Genomic DNA, 19,472 nt, shown 5'->3' with positions numbered 1-19,472 from the left:
AACCCTCCTTGCCACTCACGACCCCTGGAAAATCGTACGTAAGGGCATCAATCGGGCATCAAGTCGCCAGGAAGTGTCCTCTGTGGACACATCGGGTACGAAGAAGGCCATCCGGCAGTCGCTCCACCACGACACCCTTGCCTCGCCATCCAGTCACGCGAAAACCGGGACGTCAGTCCACGTCCATCGCGTTCGGGTCCTTCTTGCCGGTGTCGAGCGGTCCGAAGCCGCCGGCGTCGAGCTTTTCCCAGTCTTCCTTGGTCGGCTTCTTGTACGTCTCTTCGTGGATCCGATCGACTTCCTGCTCGTAGGTCTCGCGGTTCTGCCGCTTCATCTCCTCGGGCCAGTCCCCGTCCCGGATGGTGTCCCGGGTCATGTGCAGTTCCTTGACGTCGTGGCTGGACAGCGGCGGGGTGGTCGCGGTCGTACCGGGGCCGGTCGAGTAGGTGAGGCCCTTGCCGCTGGCGTGCGCGTCGTCGATCATCTTGTGGTACGAGTCGTCCGCGATCTTGCCGTCGAGGGTGCCGTCGGTGTTCTTGAACCCGTCCCGGAAGGCGTAGTCGAGCTGGTTGAGCTGGATCGCGGTGTTCGGGTCGCCGCCTTCCAGCGCGTTGCGCTCGGAGTCGCGGTAGTCCTGGCTGTTCTTGAAGCCGCTCGGCTTCGCCGAACCTTCGGTCAGGTCCTGGTCGCCCTTGTTACCGGTACCGATATGCGACGCGTGCGCGGGTTTGGCCTCCTGATACGCCCAAGCGTGGTTCTCCAGGTCCTTTTGGTCGTGACTCGAACCCCGTGCGCCGCCACTGCCACGGCCGATCGCCTCGTAGGGGACCGGGTGCTCGGACTCGTGGGAATCTCCGGAGACCTTCTCCCGGCCGTCGGCCTTGAGATCGTTGTCGTACTTCGCCGTGAGCCGGTTCTGCTCACGCTTCTTCGCGCCGTGCGTGCCGTCGAGGTAGCTCTGCGGCGGACGCCGCGGCTTCTTCGGGCCCGGCGTCGGCTTCGGCTTGGTGACCCGGTTGCCCGAAGATTTCGTCTTGCCGCCGCCTCCGCGGGTCCCCTTGCCGCAGGTGCCCGTTTTCGGTTTCGTCGGTGCCAGGCCGAGCGGGTCGATCATGTCCGTCGGGTTGCCGACGTAGGCCAGCGAATCCGACGCCGGTTCGAGGCCGAGCGGGTCGTGCGAGAGGTACCGCCCGGTGGCCGGGTCGTAGTAGCGCTTGAAGTTGTAGTGCAGCCCGGTTTCCGGGTCGTGGTACTGGCCGGGGAACCGCAACGGCGTGTACGCCTGCCCCGGCGGCGAGAGCACCTTGCCCCACAGCGAGGTGTGCAGATGCCAGGCGACATCGCCGGATTCGTCGAGCAGTTCGCTCGGTGATCCGACGAGGTCGGTGACGACGGCGTGGAACCGGGCGTCCTGTCCGGGGATCCGTTCGAGCTGCGTGATCGGCCGGTCCGTGCCCGGCTCCAGGTCCCAGACGACGGCGGTGCCGCCACGGATCTCTTCGGCGAGCTTCGAGCCGTCCCAGGTGAAGTCGATCTGTTCGAGGATCCGGCCGTGGACGTCGAGGTGCTGCTTGGCGATCCGCCGTCCGAGCGCGTCGTAGTGGTAGAGCCAGCGCTCGCCGTCCGGGGTGACCACGCCGGTCAGCCGGTCGTCGGAATTCCACTGATACGTCCAGGCGCGGCCGGGCTCGCGGCGCGCGATCGTGCGGCCTTCGGTGTCGTGCAGGTACGACGTCGCCCCGGCGCCGGTCATCAGGGTGCCCTGATAGCGCCGCGGTCCGACGGCCGGATCCGCACCCGGCCAGCCCGCCTGCGTGATCGCGCCCGCGAGGTTGTAGCCGTAGCTCTCCCGCCAGCCCTGACCCTGGACGTCGACCACGCGGCCCGCCCGGTCGACCCGCAGCGACCGCGGCCCGGACAGCGAATCCGAGATCGACGAGACGAGCCCGTCCCGCAGGTACCCGTACTCGCGGTGCTGGACGACACCCCTGCCGGTGGAAACGGTCTGGGAGGTCAGCCTGTCGGCGGCGTCCCAGCCTTGGCGCAGCTCGACCGGCGTGCCCTCCAGCCGCCGCGACACTTCCCGGCCTGCCGGGTCGTACTCGAAAAGCATGGTGCGCCCGGCGGTCCGCAGCGCGACGGGGCGGCTCGCCGCGTCGTAGGCGAAGAACGACTCGGCGCCCGAAGGGGTGCGCCGCGCGACGCGACGGCCGATGGCGTCGTATTCCGAGCGGACTGCCCGGCCGTTGAGGGTTTCCGAGACGATCCGGCCCAGCGCGTCGTAGGTGATGGTGACTTCGGAATGCGCGTTGCGTGCCGAGGTCATCCGGTCGGCGCCGTCGTAGGTGAACGTGGCGACGTCGTCGCCCGCCCGGCGAGCGACGACCCGGCCGAGCGCGTCGCGTTCGATGACGACCGTCTGGCCGAGACCGTTGGTACGCGACACCATCCGCCCGGCGGCGTCGTAGCCGTAGCGGGTGGTGCGACCGTTGAAATCGGTCTCGCCGACCAGGTTCCCGGCCGGGTCGTAGTCGTAGCGCCAGACGAGACCGTGTTCGTTGGTGACCGACACCAGTCGCAGCTCGGTGTCGTACACATAGGACAGTCGATCGCCGTCCGGGCCGATTTCGGCGGTGGGCAGGTCGAACTGCGAGTACTCGGTGCGCACCGCGAGCCCGCGGGCGTCCACGGCTTCGTCGGCCGAACCCGCCGTGGTGCGGTTCCAGCGCCAGACGGAGCCGTCGGGGTCGATCTGCTCGGCGATCTCGCCGAAGCCGTCCCACTTCGTCCGGGTGACGCCGCCGAGCGGGTCGGTGACCGAGGTGGTCTGCCCGAACTCGTCGTAGGTGTACCGCGTGACCGCGCCGAGCGGGTCGGTGACGGAGACCGGCAGGCCCGCCGCGTTCGACTCGATCAGGGTGACGCCACCGAGCGCGTCGGTCACGACCGCGACGTTGCCCGCGTCGTCGTAGCCGTAGGTGGTGGTGGCGCCGGTCGGATCCGTGGCACGCACGAGCTTTCCCCGCTCGTCGTACTCGCGGCGCCAGACGGCGCCGTCCGGCCCGGTCCTGCTGGTCCAGCGGCCCGGCGCGGAGTACTCGGCGAGCGCGCGGCCGCCGTCCGGCTGCAGCACGGTGACGACGTTCCCGTCGTCGTCCATCTCCCACCGCGTGGTGCGGCCCAAGGCGTCGGTGCGGCTGAGCAGCTTGCCGAAGCGGTCGATCTCGGACCGCGTGGTGTTGCCCAGCGGATCGGTCTCCGCGACGATCCGGTGCAGTTCGTCGAGCTGATACCGGGTGACGTGCCCGAGCGAGTTCGTGACCGAGGTGACCAGGTTTTCCCGGTCGTACTCGATGTCGACGTCGAGGAAGCCGCCGGTGCCCTGTGCCCGCACGACACGGCCTTCGGAGTCGAAGCCGTATCCGTACCAGCGCCCGTTGACGTCCTCCCAGCGCACGATCCGGCCTTCGGCGTCATAGGTGAACCGCAGGGGCTGACCGGCGACGTCGGCGATCTCGACCAGGCGGCGCCGCTCGTCGTACCGGTAGCTCCGCAGCGCGGTTTCCGCGCCGGGCAGCCGAAGGGCCGTGACGAGTCCGTCCTTCGACTCGACGAGCAGGCGGTAGCCCGCGGAGTGTTCCAGCTCGCGGGGGACGCCGTTGTCGTCGTAGTGCACGGAGATCCGGTGACCGTCGCCGTCCACGATCGCGCGCAGGGGAAGGCTGTCCCCGGGGCCGGAGAAGAACAGCATTCCGTCCGGAGTGGTCACTCCGTAGCCATCGTCCACTTTGGACAAGGGGAGTCGCTGCCCGGATTCCGGGAGGACAGGGCGGTCGGAAAGCGCTACGGGGTAAGAAAGAAGTGTCCCGTCGGCGAGCGCGAGGTGCAGGCCGTCGTCCTCGATCTCGATCCGCTGGTCCACAGTGGACGCCCACGATGAGCCGAAGAACCGGCCGAGGCGGTACGACGAGAGATGCGTCCGCGACACGGTCAGCGGGAGGACGCCGGCGAACACGACGTCATCCTGCGTCAGCATCATCGAGCCGGTCGCGACGTCGATGGGGTCGCCGCAGCCGCCGCGGTCCTTGGGCGGGACGCGGTCCCCCGGGGTGGTTTCGTTGTCCTTGATCCGGTTGTTCGTCTCGGGTTTCGGGGCGCCGCGGTCCTTGGGCGGCGGAGGCGGCGAGCCGGACGGCGTGGTCGATCCGTCCGGGGTGTCGCTCTTCGGCGGAGGCGGCGGATCCGACTTCACCGGCGGCGGATCGCTCTTGGGCGGCGCGCCGGACGGTGTCGTGCCGTCGCCGTCGGGGCTGCTCTTGGGCGTCGTGCCCTCGTCCAGCTTGTTCGGCTTCGGCGCGGGCGCACCCTTGCCCGGCTGGAGCTTCCTCAGCGCCTTCGCCGCGCTGTCGAACAGGTCGTCCGCTCGCTTCAGCAGCGGCATCAGTGCCTGGAGCGCCTTGACGGTCTTCTTCGTCAGGTTCGCGATCTTGCTCGCGGTCTTCGCCACGGCGTTGACCACCTGCGGGACCACCCAGGTCAGGCCGATGCCGAGGGTGAACAGCACCTGGAGTGCCCAGCTGATCAGATGCCCGATCAGCTCGGCGATGATGTCGCGCACCAGCGCGCGGATGGCGGCGACGACCTCACCCGCCGTCTTCACCCCGCTGGAGGCGCCTTCGCACCCCGCCTTCGCCGACTCCAGCAGCGTGACCGTGTCCTTGGCCTGGGCACGGTAGGCGTCGGCCGAGACCCCGGTCCAGCTCTGCAGATCGGCGGAGACCATCCCGGCCAGATCCGCGCCGACGTCACCGAGTTCGGTCGCGATGTTCATCCAGGTCTCGGCGTTCGCGGCGATCTCGTCGGCGTTGCCGGTGAGCGCGTCGAGCGCTTCCTTGAGCGGGCCGACGTGCTCCATCAGCCAGCCGACGCCGTTCGCGAGGATCGCGCCGAAAGGGTCCATGGCCATCGACAGCGCGTCGAGCGCGGTCCCGACCGCGCCCAGCGCCACCGACGCCCAGTCGCCGCTTTCGATGGCCGATTTCAGCTCGAACGCCGACTCCAGCAGTGACGAGCCGGTGTACGCCTTCGTCGAGTCCTCTACGTCGGCGACAAGCGGGTTACCCACGGCGACCTTCCTCGTGTTTCAAGGACGAGGACCTCACCAGGGCGAGTTTTCCTCGTCGTCCGGCGCTTCGTGACGCTTCTCGCGAGGCGCTTGCGGCGGGGGCGGCGTGTCGGTGGACGACGCCGGGGGAGCGGGCGGGTCCGAAGACTCTTCCTCTTCGATCTCGGGGAAGCGGCTGCGCAGGGTGCCGATCATCAGCGCCCTGGTCTCCTGGTCCTCGTCGCCGAGCGATTCCTGCATGACCTCGGCGACCTGGCCCGCGATCCCGGACTGCGCCTTGTGCATGGTCTGGAGGATCTGCCGCGACAGTTCCTCCAGCGGATAGGTCCTGGCCTTGTTCCCGAACTCGATGTCCGTCACGCCGCCGTCGGCCCCGACGGTGATCTTGACGGCGCCGTCGGAGCTGGACGCGGTCAGCCGCAGCTGCTCCGTCCGCTCCTGCGCGGCCGCGTAACGCTGGGCCTTCTCTTCCAGCCCCGCGGCCCATCGGTCCATTTTGCGCTGGGCCTCGTCGGGGTCCAGCATGAGCTCGCCGAGCTCGTTCCCGCCGGTCACTGCTTTCCTCCGATGTCCAAGGCCTTGAAGTCCGCCTTGAACGGTTCCGCGTTGGTCTTGTCACCGTCTACATAGGACTTGGCCGCGGTGCGGACGTTGTCCGCCGTGGACTGGATGCCTTCGGCGGCCGCCTTGATCGTCTCCGCCGCGCGTTCGCCCGCCGGGTTGACGATCGGCGGCAGGAACGCGCACAGCAGGCCGTACGCGTCCGAAGACATCGCCGAACCGGTCGCGCCGTGCGCGGTGTTCAGCCGGTCGACGAGCCCTTCGAGATGGCTCGCGTGCGCGGTCAGGTCGTCCGGATCGACCTCGAACGAGGCGGTCACTTCCAGTCCTTGTTCTTCCAGTCGCCGATCACCGGCGGCGCCACGACCTCGTCGGCGGCGAAGAAGGACGGGTCGTCGGACTCGACGTAGTCGGCGACCTTGTGCTCCTTGTCCTCCTGGCCCTGTCCCTTGCCGGCACCGGGGGCCATGCCGCCCATCGGGGCCATGCCGCCGGGCGTACCCGGCTTGCCACCGGAGCCCGCCGCACGGGCCGCGGCGGCCTCGGCGTCCATCGCGCCCGCGCCGACGGCGCCGCCCATGCCGAGCGAGCCCGTCGCCCGTCCGGCCCCGCCGAGACCTCCGCCGCCCGCGCCACCGGCACCGCCCGTGCCGGCACCGCCACCGCCGAAGCTGCTGGTGCCACCGGTGCCGCCACCGCCGGGGATGTTCGGCATGCCGAGCTTGGGCGCGTTGTACGGCGTGCCCTTGTAGGAGTTGCCGTCCGGGAACGAGGGGCCGGTGAGCCGCTCGCCGATACCGCCGGGACGCGGCATCGGCGGGATGTTCGGCATGACCGGCCTCGGCCCGCCGCTGTTGGGCCCGTTCGGGACGGGGATGTTCGGCGGCGTGAACGGAAGACCGCCACCGGGCCGCGGGCCGCCGCTCTCCGGGATGGGGATGTTCGGCGGGGTGAACGACGGCGGGGTGACGGACGGCGGGGTGTAGCCCGTGGTCCGCGTGCCGTCGTCGATCTTGGGCATGTTCGGGAGGTGGGGGCTCGTCGACGCCGCGGGCTTGTAGGTCTCGCCGCCGGTCGGCCCGTTCGGGATGCCGATGTTGGGCATGGTCGGGCTGGAGCCGGGGCCGCCGCTACCGGGACCGCCGCCGGGGAAGCCACCGGGGCCGCCGCCCGGACCACCACCGGGGCCGCCGCCCGGTCCGCCGTTCGGCGAGCTGAACGGCGACACGCCGCCAGGACCACCGGCCCCGCCCTGCGGCGTGCCGTCCATCGAAGCGACGAGGCCGTCCGGGCGCGTACGGTCCGAGGCGGCGTTGAAGGGGCTGAGCTGCCCGTCGGCGCCTTCGGGCGACATCCGGTCGCGAAGCGTGCCGGCGGGCGAACCCGCGCCACCGCCGGCGGGGCTGCCTTGGAGCTGCCTGGTCGCCGTCGCCAGCTTCGGCGGGGCGGGGAACGCCGGGGTGGCGATCGCCGAGCCGACCGTGGTGTCGAACTCGGTCATCACCTTCGCGGCCTGGTCCCGCGCGTCCTGCTGCTTCTTGAAGGTGGTGAGGTCCTTCCCGAGCTGTGCCATGTACACGTACGGGTCGGTGATCTTCTGCAGGTTGGCGTTGGCCTCCTGCACGTTGAACGCCACCGGCGGGTTCGCCGCCATCTGCTTCTGCGTCTCGTTGAGCGTCTGCGAGTGGATCTGCTGCTGCCGTCCGGCCAGCGTCGCGCCGTTCGCGGTCGAGCCGAGCCATTTGCCGACACCGGCGAGGTGCTCGCGGGCCGCGTCGCCGCCCTCGCCCTCCCAGTTGGCCGTGCTCGCGCTGATCGCCTTCGCCAGGTTGCGCTGATGCGAGGCCAGGTCGTTGCCCGCCCGGATCCACTCCTCGGAGGTCTCGGCCACCGCGGCCGGATCCGCGTTGTCCGCGATCGCGGTCTGCATCTGTTCGTGGGTGGCGTTCGCCCAGATCGTGGACGGCGGCTCGCCGGGTTTGCGGATGTCCAGGTTCTTGTCGAGACCCTCGCGCGCCTTCTCCAGCTGCCCCTCGTACATCTTCTGCGTGAACATGTCCTTGAAGCCGTTGAGCGCCTTGTCACCCCAGCCGAGGATGTTGAAGAGAAGGTCCGTCCCGGCCGAGGCCCCGGCCCGGATCTCGTCGCCGGAGGCGGCCTTGTCCGCCAGCGGCCCGACGTAGTAGTCGGACGACGAGTCGGCGGTCGGGTCGTAGTGCGAGTCGAGCTTGTTGTAGTCGGGCGAGTTCGGGTCGGAGACCTTCGCCGTCTTCTCCTCGGATTCGGTCACGGGTCTCTCCTTCAGATCTCGGTGTCGATCTGCTTCAGGTCGCGCTGGTTCTGGGTGTCGCGTTCCCGGTAGTTCCGCTGGGCGAGTTCGATCGCCTCGATGTAGGTCGGGAACTCGGCGCGAGCGGACTGGAGCTGGGTGAGCAGACCTTGAGCGTCGGTCGCGGTGCCGTGCATGTGCTCGGACACCCAGCGGGCGGTCGCGGTGGAGCTCATCGGCGGCGACTTCTGAAGTTTGGTCAGCGCGCTCCAGCGCTCTTCGAGGCTGTCGATCACGCCCTGGAGTGAACGGATCATCTCCTGGCCGGTGGTCTCGTCGACGGCGAAGCCACCTTGCACCGCCATGCGCTTCAGCTGCGTGCCCGAGAGCGCGACCTGCGCGGGGGCAAACGCCGCCGCCGGCTTCAGTTCTTGTGCTTCCTCGGTCAACGGAGGGTCCTCTCGCCGGGTTCAGGAGGGGTCAGTAGATGTCCGCGATGGCGTCCCGGATCGCGTTCGCCACACCCGACTGACTGGCCGGGTCGTAGTGACCGATCACGGCGCCGGAGGCTTCGTCGGTCTCGGTCCAGACCAGGTACCGGCCGTCTTCGGTGTCGAGCCAGCTCAACGGTGTCGACCGGAGCCGTTCGCCGCGGCGGCCGATACCGCTCACGATGATGTACCCGCCGCCGAGGCGGGTCCCTGACAGCACCTTCTCCAAGACCTCGACGTCGCTCTCGTCGCTGCGCGGTGCCGGGGCCTCCGGCCGGGCGCGGACGACGCCGGTGAACTGGAGGTTGCCGAACGCGTCGGTCTCTTCCTCGTCGAACTCGGCTTCGGCCTGGCGGCGCGCGGCCATCGCGGAGACGGCGCGCTCCTCCTTCTGCACGATCGTGCGGCGGCCGGTCGACGCGGGGCGCATCCGCGGCAGCACCCCGGAGAGGACCTCGACCAGCTCTTCGTCGGAGAAGAGCGCGAACTGCAGGAGGTCTTCGCCGTGGGCCTGCGTGATGCCGAGCGCCTGCCTGCCATCGGTGAGCGCGAGGACGGCGATGTCCTGGCCGATACCGTCGATACCGTTGATCGAAACGGTGATCCGGTGGTTCCCGAGCAGCGCGAACGCGGTGCGGACGGCCTGGTTCAGCTCGCCGTCGATCGACAGGCGGCGCCGTTCGAGATCGGTGTAGACCTTCCGGACGATCGCGGCGTACCGCTCCGGGTCGATCGAAGTGTTCTGGACGCGCAAGGGAAACAAGCGGGCATCGACGCCAAGCGCCCGCCCGACCACTGTCGCCTCGACCGTCCCCAGCGCGAAATCGGCTCGCTCAGCCATGCTTCTGCGCTACTCCCTCACGGGGTCGGGCCCCGACTTTGTTAATGGCCAAAACAAACTAGCACAGCGCATGAACCTACGGAACCATACGCACACCGCTGAACCCGATGGAATGGATCACCGTGCCCGATCGGGCACTTTTCTTGCCCCTAAAGGAATAAGCCCGGATAGGCGATTGCACGAGGGGGTCGTGAGTGGCGTTTCGGGTTAGAACCCGAAACGCCACTCACGACCAACCCGACCCACGACCAGAGCCGAAGCCCCTTCGTCGCATCAGACGCAGCGAAGTGAGCCTTCACCCCACCTGCCAACCTCGCCCAAGATCAACTTAAGCTACGTGACATTGGGTTGGAACCACCCTCGCCACTCACGACCCCCTCGCGAACCTGCACATATGGGCCATCCAGCCGCCAGAAAGTGTCCCTTGTGGACACCCGCGACCCGGTCGGCTGCCTCTGCCGGCAGCCGACGATGTCCCGTTCGAGTGGCCAGGAGCGCCGCCGACCAGCGGTTATGTGACTTTGCCGTGCCACGGGGGCCGAATTCAGCGGTCGGCCCCCGCCGGGGCGTAGGTCGTCATCCGGCGGGCCACGTCCGTCCGCGAACGAGCCCCGAGTTTCCTCAGGACTTTGGCGACGTGCTGTTCGACCGTACGCGGCGAAAGGAACAACCCGTCCGCTATCTCCCGGTTCGTCCGTCCGTCGGAAAGCATTCGCGCGACCTCGAGTTCGCGGGGTGAGAGCTCCTGGCCGTAGCCGCGCCGTCCGCGCTGTGAGGGGGCCCACGCGCCGTGTTCCCGCAGCTGGTGGCGGCAGCGGCCGGCGTCCCTGGTCGCGCCGAGCCGCTCGTAGGCCTCCGCGGCCGCCGCGAGCTCCTCGATCGCCTTGCGGTCGCCCGCGGTGTGACGACCCGCGTTGAGCCGGGACAGGGCCGCCCGCTCCCGGGCGCCGATCGCCTGATACGGCATCGGCAGCGCCTCGTAGCCCGCTGCCGCCTCGTCGAAAACCGTTGCCGCGGCGGGATGTTTGCCGCGCGCGTCGAGCAGGATCGCCTGGCCGGCGAGCAGCGCGACCCGGGAGACCGGCGAGTCCTTGCCGTCGATCCCGCGGGCGAATTCCTCGACCACGGCGTCCGCCTCCGACCAGCGCCCCGCCCGCGTGTAGGCCTCGGTCGCGGCGGGGACCAGCGCCGCCGCCCACACCCAGACACCCTTGCGCCGGGCCGCCGCGACGGCGTTGTCGGCCGCCGCGCACGCGCCGTCGACGTCGTCCGTCGCGAGGAGCACCCTGATCAGGACCCCCGCGGCCGAGAGGACGACGGGGATGGGCCCGTGTTCCGGGGCGTGGACGCCCGCCGCGGCCAGATGTCGTTGCGCGGCGGCGAATTCCCCGCGAACGGCGGACAACCCGCCGAGGACGAGCGAGCACTCCATGACGATCGGGCCGAGGTCGGGATAGGCGTCGCGCAGCTGTTCGGTGGCCTCCGCGAGGCCGGACCAGTCGCCGCGCACCCAGTCGAGCCGGACGCGGGTGCCCTGCGCGAGCCCGGCGGCGTAGAGCGCGCCGGCGTCGGTCGCGCGGCGGATCCCTTCCGAGACCAGTTTTTCCGCTCTGGCCAGATGGCCTGCCCAGGACTGCGCGTCGGCGAGGTTGCACCACAGCCGCGCCAGCTGGACCCGCTCGGCGACCCCGCTGCCCTGGTCCGGCAGCTCGGTGAACTCGGTCCAGGCCGACCCGTCGCCGATATGCGCCTGGGTGGAGATCCGGTCGCCGAGGAGTGCGAGCCGCAGTTCCGGGTCTTCGATCCGGCCGAAGACCTCGCGTGCCCGCTCCATCCAGACCTCGTGCCAGGACAACGGGGTCAGCCCGTCGATCGGCTGGGCGAGCAGGTTGATCCCGCGGGCGGCCAGCTCCGGCTCGTCGACCAGTTCGGTGATCGCCTTCTCCACCTCGACCCGGCCGCGGCCGAGGCGCCCGATCGTGCGGACCAGCAGCATCCCGAGGCTGAGCCGGATCGTCCCGCGCACGCTCGGGCGCAGGCCGGTGAGGTCTTCGAGGATTCGCTCCAGTGTCTCGATGACGTCCGGGCGGAACCCGCGCAGCGCGACCTGGCTGAGCTTCGTGGCCAGCCGGGCGATGTCGTCCTCGCCGAGCCCCGCCTCGGCGAGCACGGACTGGAGCAGGTCGATGGCCCGTGACGTGTCGCCGTGGGCGATGGCCTCGTCGGCGGCGGCTTCGGCGTAGTGGCGCCACTGTTCGGCCCGCCCCGCCGCGCGCGAGTGGTTCGCCAGCAGGGTGAGCGGCGGGACCGGCTGACCGGCGAGCACCTGGATGGCGCGCGAATGCAGCAGGGTGCGCTCCGGGCCGCTCACCGTGTCGTAAACGGCCTTGCGGGCCAACGGATGCCGGAAGCCGTAGCGGTCGCCGCCGAGTTCGCCGAGGACACCGCCATCCAAAGTGGACAAAAGGGCCGCGCGGAGCGCGTCGCCGTCGAGGCAGGCGAGTTCGCCGATCACCGCGGGCTCGGACGGGACGGCGAGCACCGCCGCCGCGCGGGCCAGCCGGACGGCGGGCTCGGGCAGCGCTTCGAGCCGTTCGGTGATGGCCTCGCGCAGGGAGACCGGGACCTCGAGGCTTTCCAGCAGCCGGTCGCTCAGCACCTCCCCGATCGGCAGGCGGCCGGCCGCGTCGCGCAGCGCCCGCAGGGTCTCCTCGACCACGAACGGGATCCCGGCGGTGCTTTCGTGGAGCTTCGCGGTGAACGGCGCGGAGACCCGCGGCAGGTCCAGCAGTTCCTCGGCCAGCTTCCCGACGGCTTCGACGTCGAGCGGGCCCAGCGTCACGCGGGCGGTCTGGACGTTCGGCGGGGTGCGGAACGGGATCCCCGCGCCTCCGTGTCCCGACGGCGAGCCGGTCCGGTACGCCGCGACGACGGCCAGTTCGGAGGGCATGGCCGCGGCGAGGAACCGCATGAGGTCACGGGTGCCTTCGTCGGCCCACTGGAGGTCGTCGATCAGGACGAGCGCGGGCCCGCAGGCGATCAGGAGCTCGCGGACGGCGCGGAACTGGCGGTGCCGTTCGGCGCACGGGTCGGCGAGTGGTTCCGGTTGGGGCGGAAGGCTTTCCGCCAGTTCGGGCAACAAGGGTCTCAGCACCCCGGCCACCGGGCTGAGTGGACCGAGCGGCCGGTCGCCCGCCGAACGCAGCGCTTCGAGCACCGGTCCGAACGGGAACGGCTCGCGCATCGGCTGGCAGGCTCCCGAGAGCACCCGGCCCGCCGCGAACTCACGGCGTCCGGCCAGCTCTGCGAGCAGCCTGCTGCGGCCCATCCCGGGTTCGCCTTCGATCAGCACGGCGGCGGGACGGCGCAGCAGGATCTTCACGATCGCCGAGACCTCGACGTCGCGGCCCACGAGCGCCGTCGATCCGGCGCGGACCGAAACCGAGGTCGGGCGAGGGGTGGCAAGCCACATCATGCGCTCCTCGGTGGGGAGTTCCCGCTGAGCCCGACACGATCTCGTGCGTTGTCCTGCGGAGCCTAAGCACTGCCTACCGGGTCGTAAACCACCCAACACGGACACCCCGGGCACCCCCTGAGGCCGTTCGTGGACACAGCGTCACCGGTTGGCTGACGGATCGTCGGTTGGAAAATCACCGGACACCCGAAACGTCGGCGAAAAACCCGATTCGGCGATTCATCCCACGTTCAGGGGGTGGCCATGACTACGCAAGGTATTTGCTTCGAAACCCTACTTACGGACGTGCCCGTCCGGGTGCCTGCACTAGGTGGCCGCTCGTGGAGCAGGGGATTCGGTTCCAGAAGAATGGGTATACCTATCCCGCGCCGACCCGGATTGCGGCCTTCGTCCGAGTCCAGAATTCTCACCCGTCAGGGGAGGGCCATCGCATGGCGAACCGGAGCCGTGCGTGATGACGAGGGAGAAGCATGAAGATCACGAAGCTCCTCGGTGTGGCCGCCACGGCAGCACTGGCCACCGGCGCGCTCGTCACGGGTACCCCCGCGGCAGCGTCCTCGGACACTCTGCTCAATCAAGACATGGTTCCCGCCCTGCAACGGGACCTCGGCCTGACCGCCGGCCAGGCACTCGCCCGGATCCAGAGCGAGACGGCCGCCGGCGCTCTCGAACAGTCACTCGCCTCGGCGCTCGCCGGCAGCTTCGGCGGCGCCAGCTACAACGAGGCCACCGGCAAGCTCCGCGTCGGCGTCACGGACGCGGCGAAACTGGGCCAGGTCCTCGCCAGCGGCGCGGAAGCGGAACTCGTGCGCTTCTCGGCCGCCCAGCTGGATTCCACTGTGGACAAACTGAACGCCAGTGAGCGCGCGGCGGACGGCGCGATCACCGGCTGGGGTGTCGACACCAAGACCAACCGCGTGACGGTGAACGTCCTGCCGGGCAAGAGCGGCGTCGTCGACTCGTACCTGGAGAAGGCCAAGGTGGACAAGGCCGCCGTCGCGGTGGTCGAGACCACTTCGGTGCCGACCCTGAAGTACGACGTCCGCGGTGGCGACGCGTACTACATCAACAGCTCTTCGCGCTGTTCGATCGGCTTCTCGGTCAACGGCGGCTTCCTCACCGCCGGGCACTGCGGCCCGGGCACGGTGACCGGTTACAACCGGGTCGCGATGGGCTCGTTCGCCCGCGCCAGCTTCCCCGGGAACGACTACGGCCACGTCCGGGTCAACAGCAACTGGGTGCCGCGCGGGGTCATCAACAACGGCACCCGCGTGAGCGGTTCGACCGAGGCGGCCACCGGCGCGTCGGTCTGCAAGTCGGGGTCGACCACCGGCTGGACCTGCGGCACCGTCGGCGCCAAGAACCAGACCGTCCGCTACGCCGAGGGCACGGTCTACGGCATGACCGCCACCAACGTCCGCTCGCAGGCGGGCGACTCCGGCGGCTCGTTCATCGCGGGCAACCAGGCACAGGGCATGTTGTCCGGCGGCAACAGCTCGGTGACGTACTTCTTCCCGGTGCGGCCGGCGTTGTCCGCGACCGGGACCTCCCTGGTCCTCGGCTGACCTCAGCCCCGGTCATCGGGGGACCGTGAACAGGACGAAGGGCGGACCGAGTGCCTCCAGCGCACTCGGGCCGCCCTTCGTCTTCGTGCCGCGGGAAGGTCTCAGACGTTGCTGATCTCCTCGATCAGCGCCTCGACGTCGAAGTGCTCGCTCTCGGAGCCGAGCGGGACGAGCTCGTAGGTGGACTCGAGGAACGACTCGACGTCCTCACGCTCGAGCTCGAACGACGCGTAGCCGTCGGGTGACTCGATTTCGAGCGTCAGCAGCGCCTCGTCCTCCGAGAGGTCGGGGCGGACGCGGACGTCGCCGAGCCCGGCGGGGTCGGTGAGGCCGGTGACGAGCAGCTCACGCGCGAAGGTCCACTCGACCCACCGGCCGCGCTCCGTCCGGAACGACACGGTGACCGCGAACGGTTCGCCGGTGTGGAAGGACAGGCGGGAAAGAACGGGCGTGCTGCTGTTGTTCAGCAGAACGAACTGGCTCTGGTGAATTGCGTCGGTGTGCACGGCCACTCCTAAGTGCTCGTGGTTCGCGCGGCGCGAACTTTTCGTCTCGGGGAGGAGATGGCCGGACACGCGCCGGATGACGCGACTGCGACGACGTTCACGCTATCGGCTGCATATGTCCATAGTGGTGTAACGCCGGGCACAGACCCCTTGCGTTCGGGTGGATACCCGTGGTGACGAGGTCGTGAGCCGGCGTTGCGCAGGACGCAACTCGCGAAGTGGCTGTTCTCGCGAGGCCCGCCCGTCGCGAGGTCCACTGAGGACTGTCCTCTTTGGAAGCGGTCGAAACTGACGCCGTCGTCCCCTTCGGCCCCTCAGGGCTCCAGTGGCAGCGTCAGTCCGGTCTTGACCCGGTCCATCGCCACCGACGTCGTGAAGTGCCGCACGTTCGGGTTGTCGAAGAACATCCGCCGCGTGAACGTCTCGAAATCCGCCATGTCCCGGCAGGTCACCACGAGCACGAAGTCCGCGTTGCCGGTGACGTAGTAACACTGCTGGACGTTGTCGTCCGCGAGCACCTGACGCCGGAACCCGTCGAGGACCGCGAGGTTCTCGCGTTCCATCTCGACCATCACCACGAACGTCATCGACAGCCCGAGCGCGCGCGGCGACAGCACCGCCACCTCGCGTTCGATCACCCCGGTCTCCCGCAGCCGCTTGATCCGCCGCTGCACGGCGGCCGCCGACAGGCCCACCTTCGCGCCGATGTGCTCGGCGATCGTGCGGGCGTCGGACTGGAGGCAGGCGAGGATGGCGACGTCCATGCGGTCGAGGTCGGGTGTGTGCACCAGGTCAGGCTAACCGGGCGGCTCTCCCGGGCGCCTGTTCTTTGCTCGCGCCTCGACGCGGTGTGCGTCACCCGATCGGGTGCTCGGTCCGTTCGCCTGGTCGCTTCGGGAAGAAGATGAGAATTCTTTGAATTGTGACCCGGAACACAACTGACGGGTCTACTGAATGGTAGCGCTTACAAGTGAATGGCAGACCTCTCATTTCCCCGCGAAAGGATTCCTTGGTGCCCTCATCTCAGGCCGCCGTTCTCGCCGGTCTCGGCTCATGGCTGCCTCCGCGCGTGGTGGGCAACGAGGAGATCGCCCAGCGGCTGGACACCTCCGATGAGTGGATCCGCTCGCGGACCGGCATCGCCGAACGCCGGGTCGTCGATCCCGGAACGTCCACTGTGGACCTCGCGGTCGAGGCGGGACGCCGGGCGCTGGCGTCGGCGGGGGAGACCGCGGCGGACGCCGTCGTGCTCGCGACCTCCACGGCCGACCAGCTGTGCCCGGCCAGCGCGCCGCAGGTCGCGACCGAGCTCGGGCTGAACGGTGTCGCCGCGTTCGACGTCAACGCCGTGTGCAGCGGGTTCGTCTACGGGCTCGCCACCGGCGCCGGGCTGATCGCCGCCGGGATCGCGCGGCGGGTGCTGGTGATCGGCGCCGACGTCTTCACCTCGCTCGTCGACCCCGAAGACCGCGGCACGGTGCCGATCTTCGGTGACGGCGCGGGCGCCGTCCTGCTGCGCGCGGGCGACCCGGACGAGCTCGGCGCGCTCGGCCCGTTCGACCTGCACAGCGAAGGCGCGCTCGCGGAACTGCTCTGGGTCGAGGCGGGCGGCGCGAAGAACCGCCGCTCGGACGACCCGCGCGATCATTACCTGGTGATGCAGGGCCAGACCGTCTTCCGGCACGCCTGCGCCCGCATGGCCGAATCGGCGCGCGCGGTGCTGGACTCCGCCGGCTGGGCGGTCGGCGACATCGACCGGTTCATCGGGCACCAGGCGAACATCCGCATCCTGCAGACCTGCGCGAAACAGCTCGGGCTCGCGGAGGACGTGATGTACTCGAACATCGAGAAGGTGGGCAACACGAGCGCGGCGTCGATCCCGATCGCGCTGGCCGACGCGGCCAAGGAGGGCGCGCTCCAGCCGGGGCACCGCGTCGTGATGGGGGCCTTCGGCGCCGGGCTGACCTGGGGCTCGACGCTGCTGCGCTGGCCGGACGTCATTCCGGGCTGAGCGCGTTCGCCTCCCAGGCGTGCGTCGGCTCCTGGCGCCCGCGCAGCTCGAGTTCCGCGTACGGCTTCCAGTGCGCGCGCTCGCTCTCCAACGCGGCCTTGAGCACCGTTTCGCTCGCCAGGATCCGGCCGTCGGCGGATTTCGCGTCCTCGGTCAGGCGCGCGGCCTCGTTCACCGCGTCGCCGATGACGGTGTACTCGAACCGGCTGCTGGTCCCCAGCTGACCGGCGAAGACCCGCCCGCTCGCGACGCCGATGCCGAGGTCGAGTTCGCCGGTCTCCTGGACGGCGTCCCGGATGGCCCGCGCGGCCGAAAGCGCCGCCGTGGGCGCGTCCGCCAGCCTGGTCGGGGCGCCGAAGACGCAGAGCGCGGCATCACCCTGGAACTTGTTGACCAGCCCTCCGCGTGCCCCGACCGCGTGCACCACGCTGGTGAAGAACCGGTTGAGCGTCTTCACGAGGTCTTCTGGCGGGGTGCGGCTCGCCAAGGCCGTCGAATCGACGACGTCGACGAACAGCGCCGTCACCTCGCGCACGTCACCCGAAAGGGAGGCGCCGTACTCCAGCGCGTGCCGCGCCACCTCGTCCCCGACGTGCCTGCCGAAGAGATCCCGCATCCGATCCTGCTCGCGGAGCCCGGCGGCCAGGTCGTTGACCGAGGTCTGGAGCAGGCCGATCTCGCTGGAGTCGTCGACCTCGACCACGATCTCCTTGTTGCCGCGCGCGATCTCGTCGAGCGCCACCCGCAGCCGGTGCAGTGGTGTCGCGACGGCCTTCGCGAGCAGGCCCGTCCCGATCGCGCCGACACCGAGGCCGATCGCCGAAAGCATGATCAGGCTCGCGACGTGGTCGCCTTGGCCGAGGTCCGGCGGGGCGGCCACCAGCAGCACCCCGAGGAACGGCACGCCGCTCGCCAGCGACCAGGTGACGACCACCCTGGTTCGCACGGTGACCCTGAGCGTCCCCTTCGGCGGGGTCACCTTGAGCGCGATCGTCATCACCGGCCGCGCGACCCATTCGGCGGCGAGGTAGGTGAGGCCGACCGTGGTCAGCCCGCCGAGCCCGATCACCAGCGCCATCCCGAGCGCGTCCATCCAGGACCCGAGCGCCCGCGCGAGCGCGCCGAGCACGATCGTGCCGATCAGCCAGAGTGTCCCGCTGACGATCCCCATGTCGACCGGGAGCCGGAGCGCCCGCTCGGCCTCGGCCTTCGTCGGCGGGCGGCCGAACACGAACCAGACCGCCGTGCGCCGCTGGAGCCACGCCGTCCACAAGGTACCGACGATCAGCGACAGCGCGACGATGCCGGCGGCGGTGACGCCGAGGATCCAGCCGCGATCGCCGACCTCGCTCGGCAGGCCCTGCAGGAGCAGCAGCAACGCGACCACACCGGCACCGCACACACTGGAACCGACGCCGAGCGCGGCGAAACCGAGACTGGTCCTGAGCACCAGCCGGAACCGGCTCGACATCGTCTTCCCGCGCACCCGGTGATCGTATGACCTCCGGCGGAAAACGGTTCGCCCGTTCTCGGGTGCGCTGGTTACCGTGCGGGTATGGAACCGCTGGGCCAGGACGAGATCAGAGCGTCCTTCGTGAACTGCACCCGAGGCGAGGCCAAGGGGGTCACGCTGCCCGCCCGGCCCGAAGAGATCCCCTGGGAGAAAAGGGAATTCCTCGGCTGGCGCGATCCGAAGGCCGCCTCCCGGGCGTATCTCGTGCTGCCGTACCGCGGGGAAACCGTCGGGCTGTCCCTCCGGGCCGCTCCCCGGCCGAAGGGCCGTGTCCTGCTGAGCAACATGTGCGGCCTGTGCACAACGACACATCCGCTGTCGGACATCGCGCTGTTCTCCGGCCGCCGCGCCGGGAAATCCGGCAGGGAAGGGAACACGCTCGGCATCTACGCGTGCGCGAACCTCGCGTGCAGCCAGTACATCCGCGGCGAGTTGCAGTCGGACGTGCCGCAGCCGTTCGAGTCCCTGACGCTGGAGGAACGCGTCTTCCGGCTGGAAGACAAACTGCGCCGATTCGTCGAGCGGGTGCTGGAGTCACGCTGACGCCGCCGGGGTACCGAGCGGCCAGGCGTTGCGAAAGCCACAGCAACCTTCAACGTTGCGAAAGATGCTTTCGCAACAGACGCCCAGACCATGAGGCTCGCCAAAGCCCCGTCGGCGGCGTAGCGAAGGGCCCCCTTCGCTACCTTCAGAGTCAGGGTCCCGGCGAAGTCGTCTATCCGCTGGTCAAATGGGTGGTGGAGGGGCTCGTCACGGTGGCCTGGCATCTTCTCGACCGTCCACAGGGACCCTTTCGGGGCAGCCGTGCCCGATTCGGGCGTTTCGCGAAGGGGTCGTGAGTGGTAAAGAGGGTTATAGAGGGGTAAGGCAAACGTGGTGTTCCGGAGTTGGCGGCGGAAGCGGGACTCGCCGACCAGGCGCCTTTCCCACTGTTCATTACGGACTTTTTCCCGGTGACAGTGTCCGACTTGGGTGATTTGCACGGTTCGACGAGGGGGTCGTGGGGGGGGGTTTTGGTGGGGAACCCAAAAACCCCCCCCCCCCCCCCCCCCCCCCCCCCCCCCCCCAAGAAAACCCTTTTTCCCCCCCCCCAAAAAGAAAGAAAAGCCCACACC

13 protein-coding genes are annotated in these 19,472 nt (G+C 69.6%); 3 read left to right on the top strand and 10 right to left on the bottom strand.

The genetic code is table 11. From position 1 onward, the window contains the following. Window positions 1-172: 172 nt before the first annotated feature. From AC069I_RS04730 to AC069I_RS04700, 7 genes are all read right to left on the bottom strand, one after another. Entirely contained in the window at window positions 173-5,125 is a 4,953-nt protein-coding gene (locus tag AC069I_RS04730; protein WP_478264859.1) for an RHS repeat-associated core domain-containing protein, read from the bottom strand. Window positions 5,126-5,158: 33 nt separating this feature from the next. Next, entirely contained in the window at window positions 5,159-5,680 is a 522-nt protein-coding gene (locus tag AC069I_RS04725; RefSeq protein ID WP_478223696.1) for a YbaB/EbfC family nucleoid-associated protein, read from the bottom strand. Beyond that, the gene (locus AC069I_RS04720; RefSeq protein WP_034309855.1) at window positions 5,677-6,006 is read right to left on the bottom strand and encodes a type VII secretion target; all 330 of its coding nucleotides are present in this window, start codon (window positions 6,004-6,006) and stop codon (window positions 5,677-5,679) included. The genes AC069I_RS04725 and AC069I_RS04720 overlap by 4 nt, the downstream gene beginning before the upstream one ends. Next, a complete protein-coding gene (locus tag AC069I_RS04715; protein ID WP_478223695.1) occupies window positions 6,003-7,976 on the bottom strand; it encodes a WXG100 family type VII secretion target in 1,974 nt (657 codons plus the stop codon). Before AC069I_RS04715 ends, AC069I_RS04720 begins: the two co-directional genes overlap by 4 nt. Window positions 7,977-7,987: 11 nt before the next feature. Next, window positions 7,988-8,404: a hypothetical protein gene (locus tag AC069I_RS04710; RefSeq protein ID WP_478223694.1), complete on the bottom strand. Its 417-nt coding sequence runs from the start codon at window positions 8,402-8,404 to the stop codon at window positions 7,988-7,990. Between the two features lie 31 nt (window positions 8,405-8,435). Further along, on the bottom strand, window positions 8,436-9,287 hold the full coding sequence (locus AC069I_RS04705) for an ESX secretion-associated protein EspG (RefSeq protein WP_340686686.1): 852 nt from the start codon (window positions 9,285-9,287) through the stop codon (window positions 8,436-8,438). A gap of 544 nt (window positions 9,288-9,831) precedes the next feature. Next, window positions 9,832-12,759 (bottom strand): helix-turn-helix transcriptional regulator, encoded by a 2,928-nt coding sequence (locus tag AC069I_RS04700; RefSeq protein WP_478265156.1) that lies wholly within the window; start codon window positions 12,757-12,759, stop codon window positions 9,832-9,834. 473 nt (window positions 12,760-13,232) lie between these two features. Here AC069I_RS04700 and AC069I_RS04695 point away from each other — a divergent pair, with 473 nt between their 5' ends. After that, the gene (locus tag AC069I_RS04695; protein ID WP_478223693.1) at window positions 13,233-14,327 is read left to right on the top strand and encodes a S1 family peptidase; all 1,095 of its coding nucleotides are present in this window, start codon (window positions 13,233-13,235) and stop codon (window positions 14,325-14,327) included. Window positions 14,328-14,428: 101 nt separating this feature from the next. On the opposite strand, the gene AC069I_RS04690 is transcribed toward AC069I_RS04695, so the two are convergent. Both AC069I_RS04690 and AC069I_RS04685 read right to left on the bottom strand, forming a co-directional pair. Continuing rightward, a complete protein-coding gene (locus tag AC069I_RS04690; protein WP_478223692.1) occupies window positions 14,429-14,833 on the bottom strand; it encodes an SsgA family sporulation/cell division regulator in 405 nt (134 codons plus the stop codon). Window positions 14,834-15,147: 314 nt separating this feature from the next. Further along, entirely contained in the window at window positions 15,148-15,621 is a 474-nt protein-coding gene (locus tag AC069I_RS04685; RefSeq protein ID WP_125679070.1) for an Lrp/AsnC family transcriptional regulator, read from the bottom strand. 224 nt (window positions 15,622-15,845) lie between these two features. Here AC069I_RS04685 and AC069I_RS04680 point away from each other — a divergent pair, with 224 nt between their 5' ends. Next, a complete protein-coding gene (locus AC069I_RS04680) occupies window positions 15,846-16,844 on the top strand; it encodes a beta-ketoacyl-ACP synthase III (protein ID WP_478223691.1) in 999 nt (332 codons plus the stop codon). On the opposite strand, the gene AC069I_RS04675 is transcribed toward AC069I_RS04680, so the two are convergent. Continuing rightward, entirely contained in the window at window positions 16,831-18,315 is a 1,485-nt protein-coding gene (locus tag AC069I_RS04675) for an adenylate/guanylate cyclase domain-containing protein (RefSeq protein WP_478265155.1), read from the bottom strand. The two genes, AC069I_RS04680 and AC069I_RS04675, sit on opposite strands and share 14 nt — an antisense overlap. Before the next feature lie 84 nt (window positions 18,316-18,399). Here AC069I_RS04675 and AC069I_RS04670 point away from each other — a divergent pair, with 84 nt between their 5' ends. Next, window positions 18,400-18,900, top strand: a complete 501-nt coding sequence (locus tag AC069I_RS04670; RefSeq protein ID WP_478223690.1) for an FBP domain-containing protein — start codon at window positions 18,400-18,402, stop codon at window positions 18,898-18,900. Window positions 18,901-19,472 lie beyond the last annotated feature (572 nt).

Source organism: Amycolatopsis sp. NPDC043885, from assembly GCF_056435685.1.
This window is presented reverse-complemented; position numbering and strand designations above follow the sequence as displayed.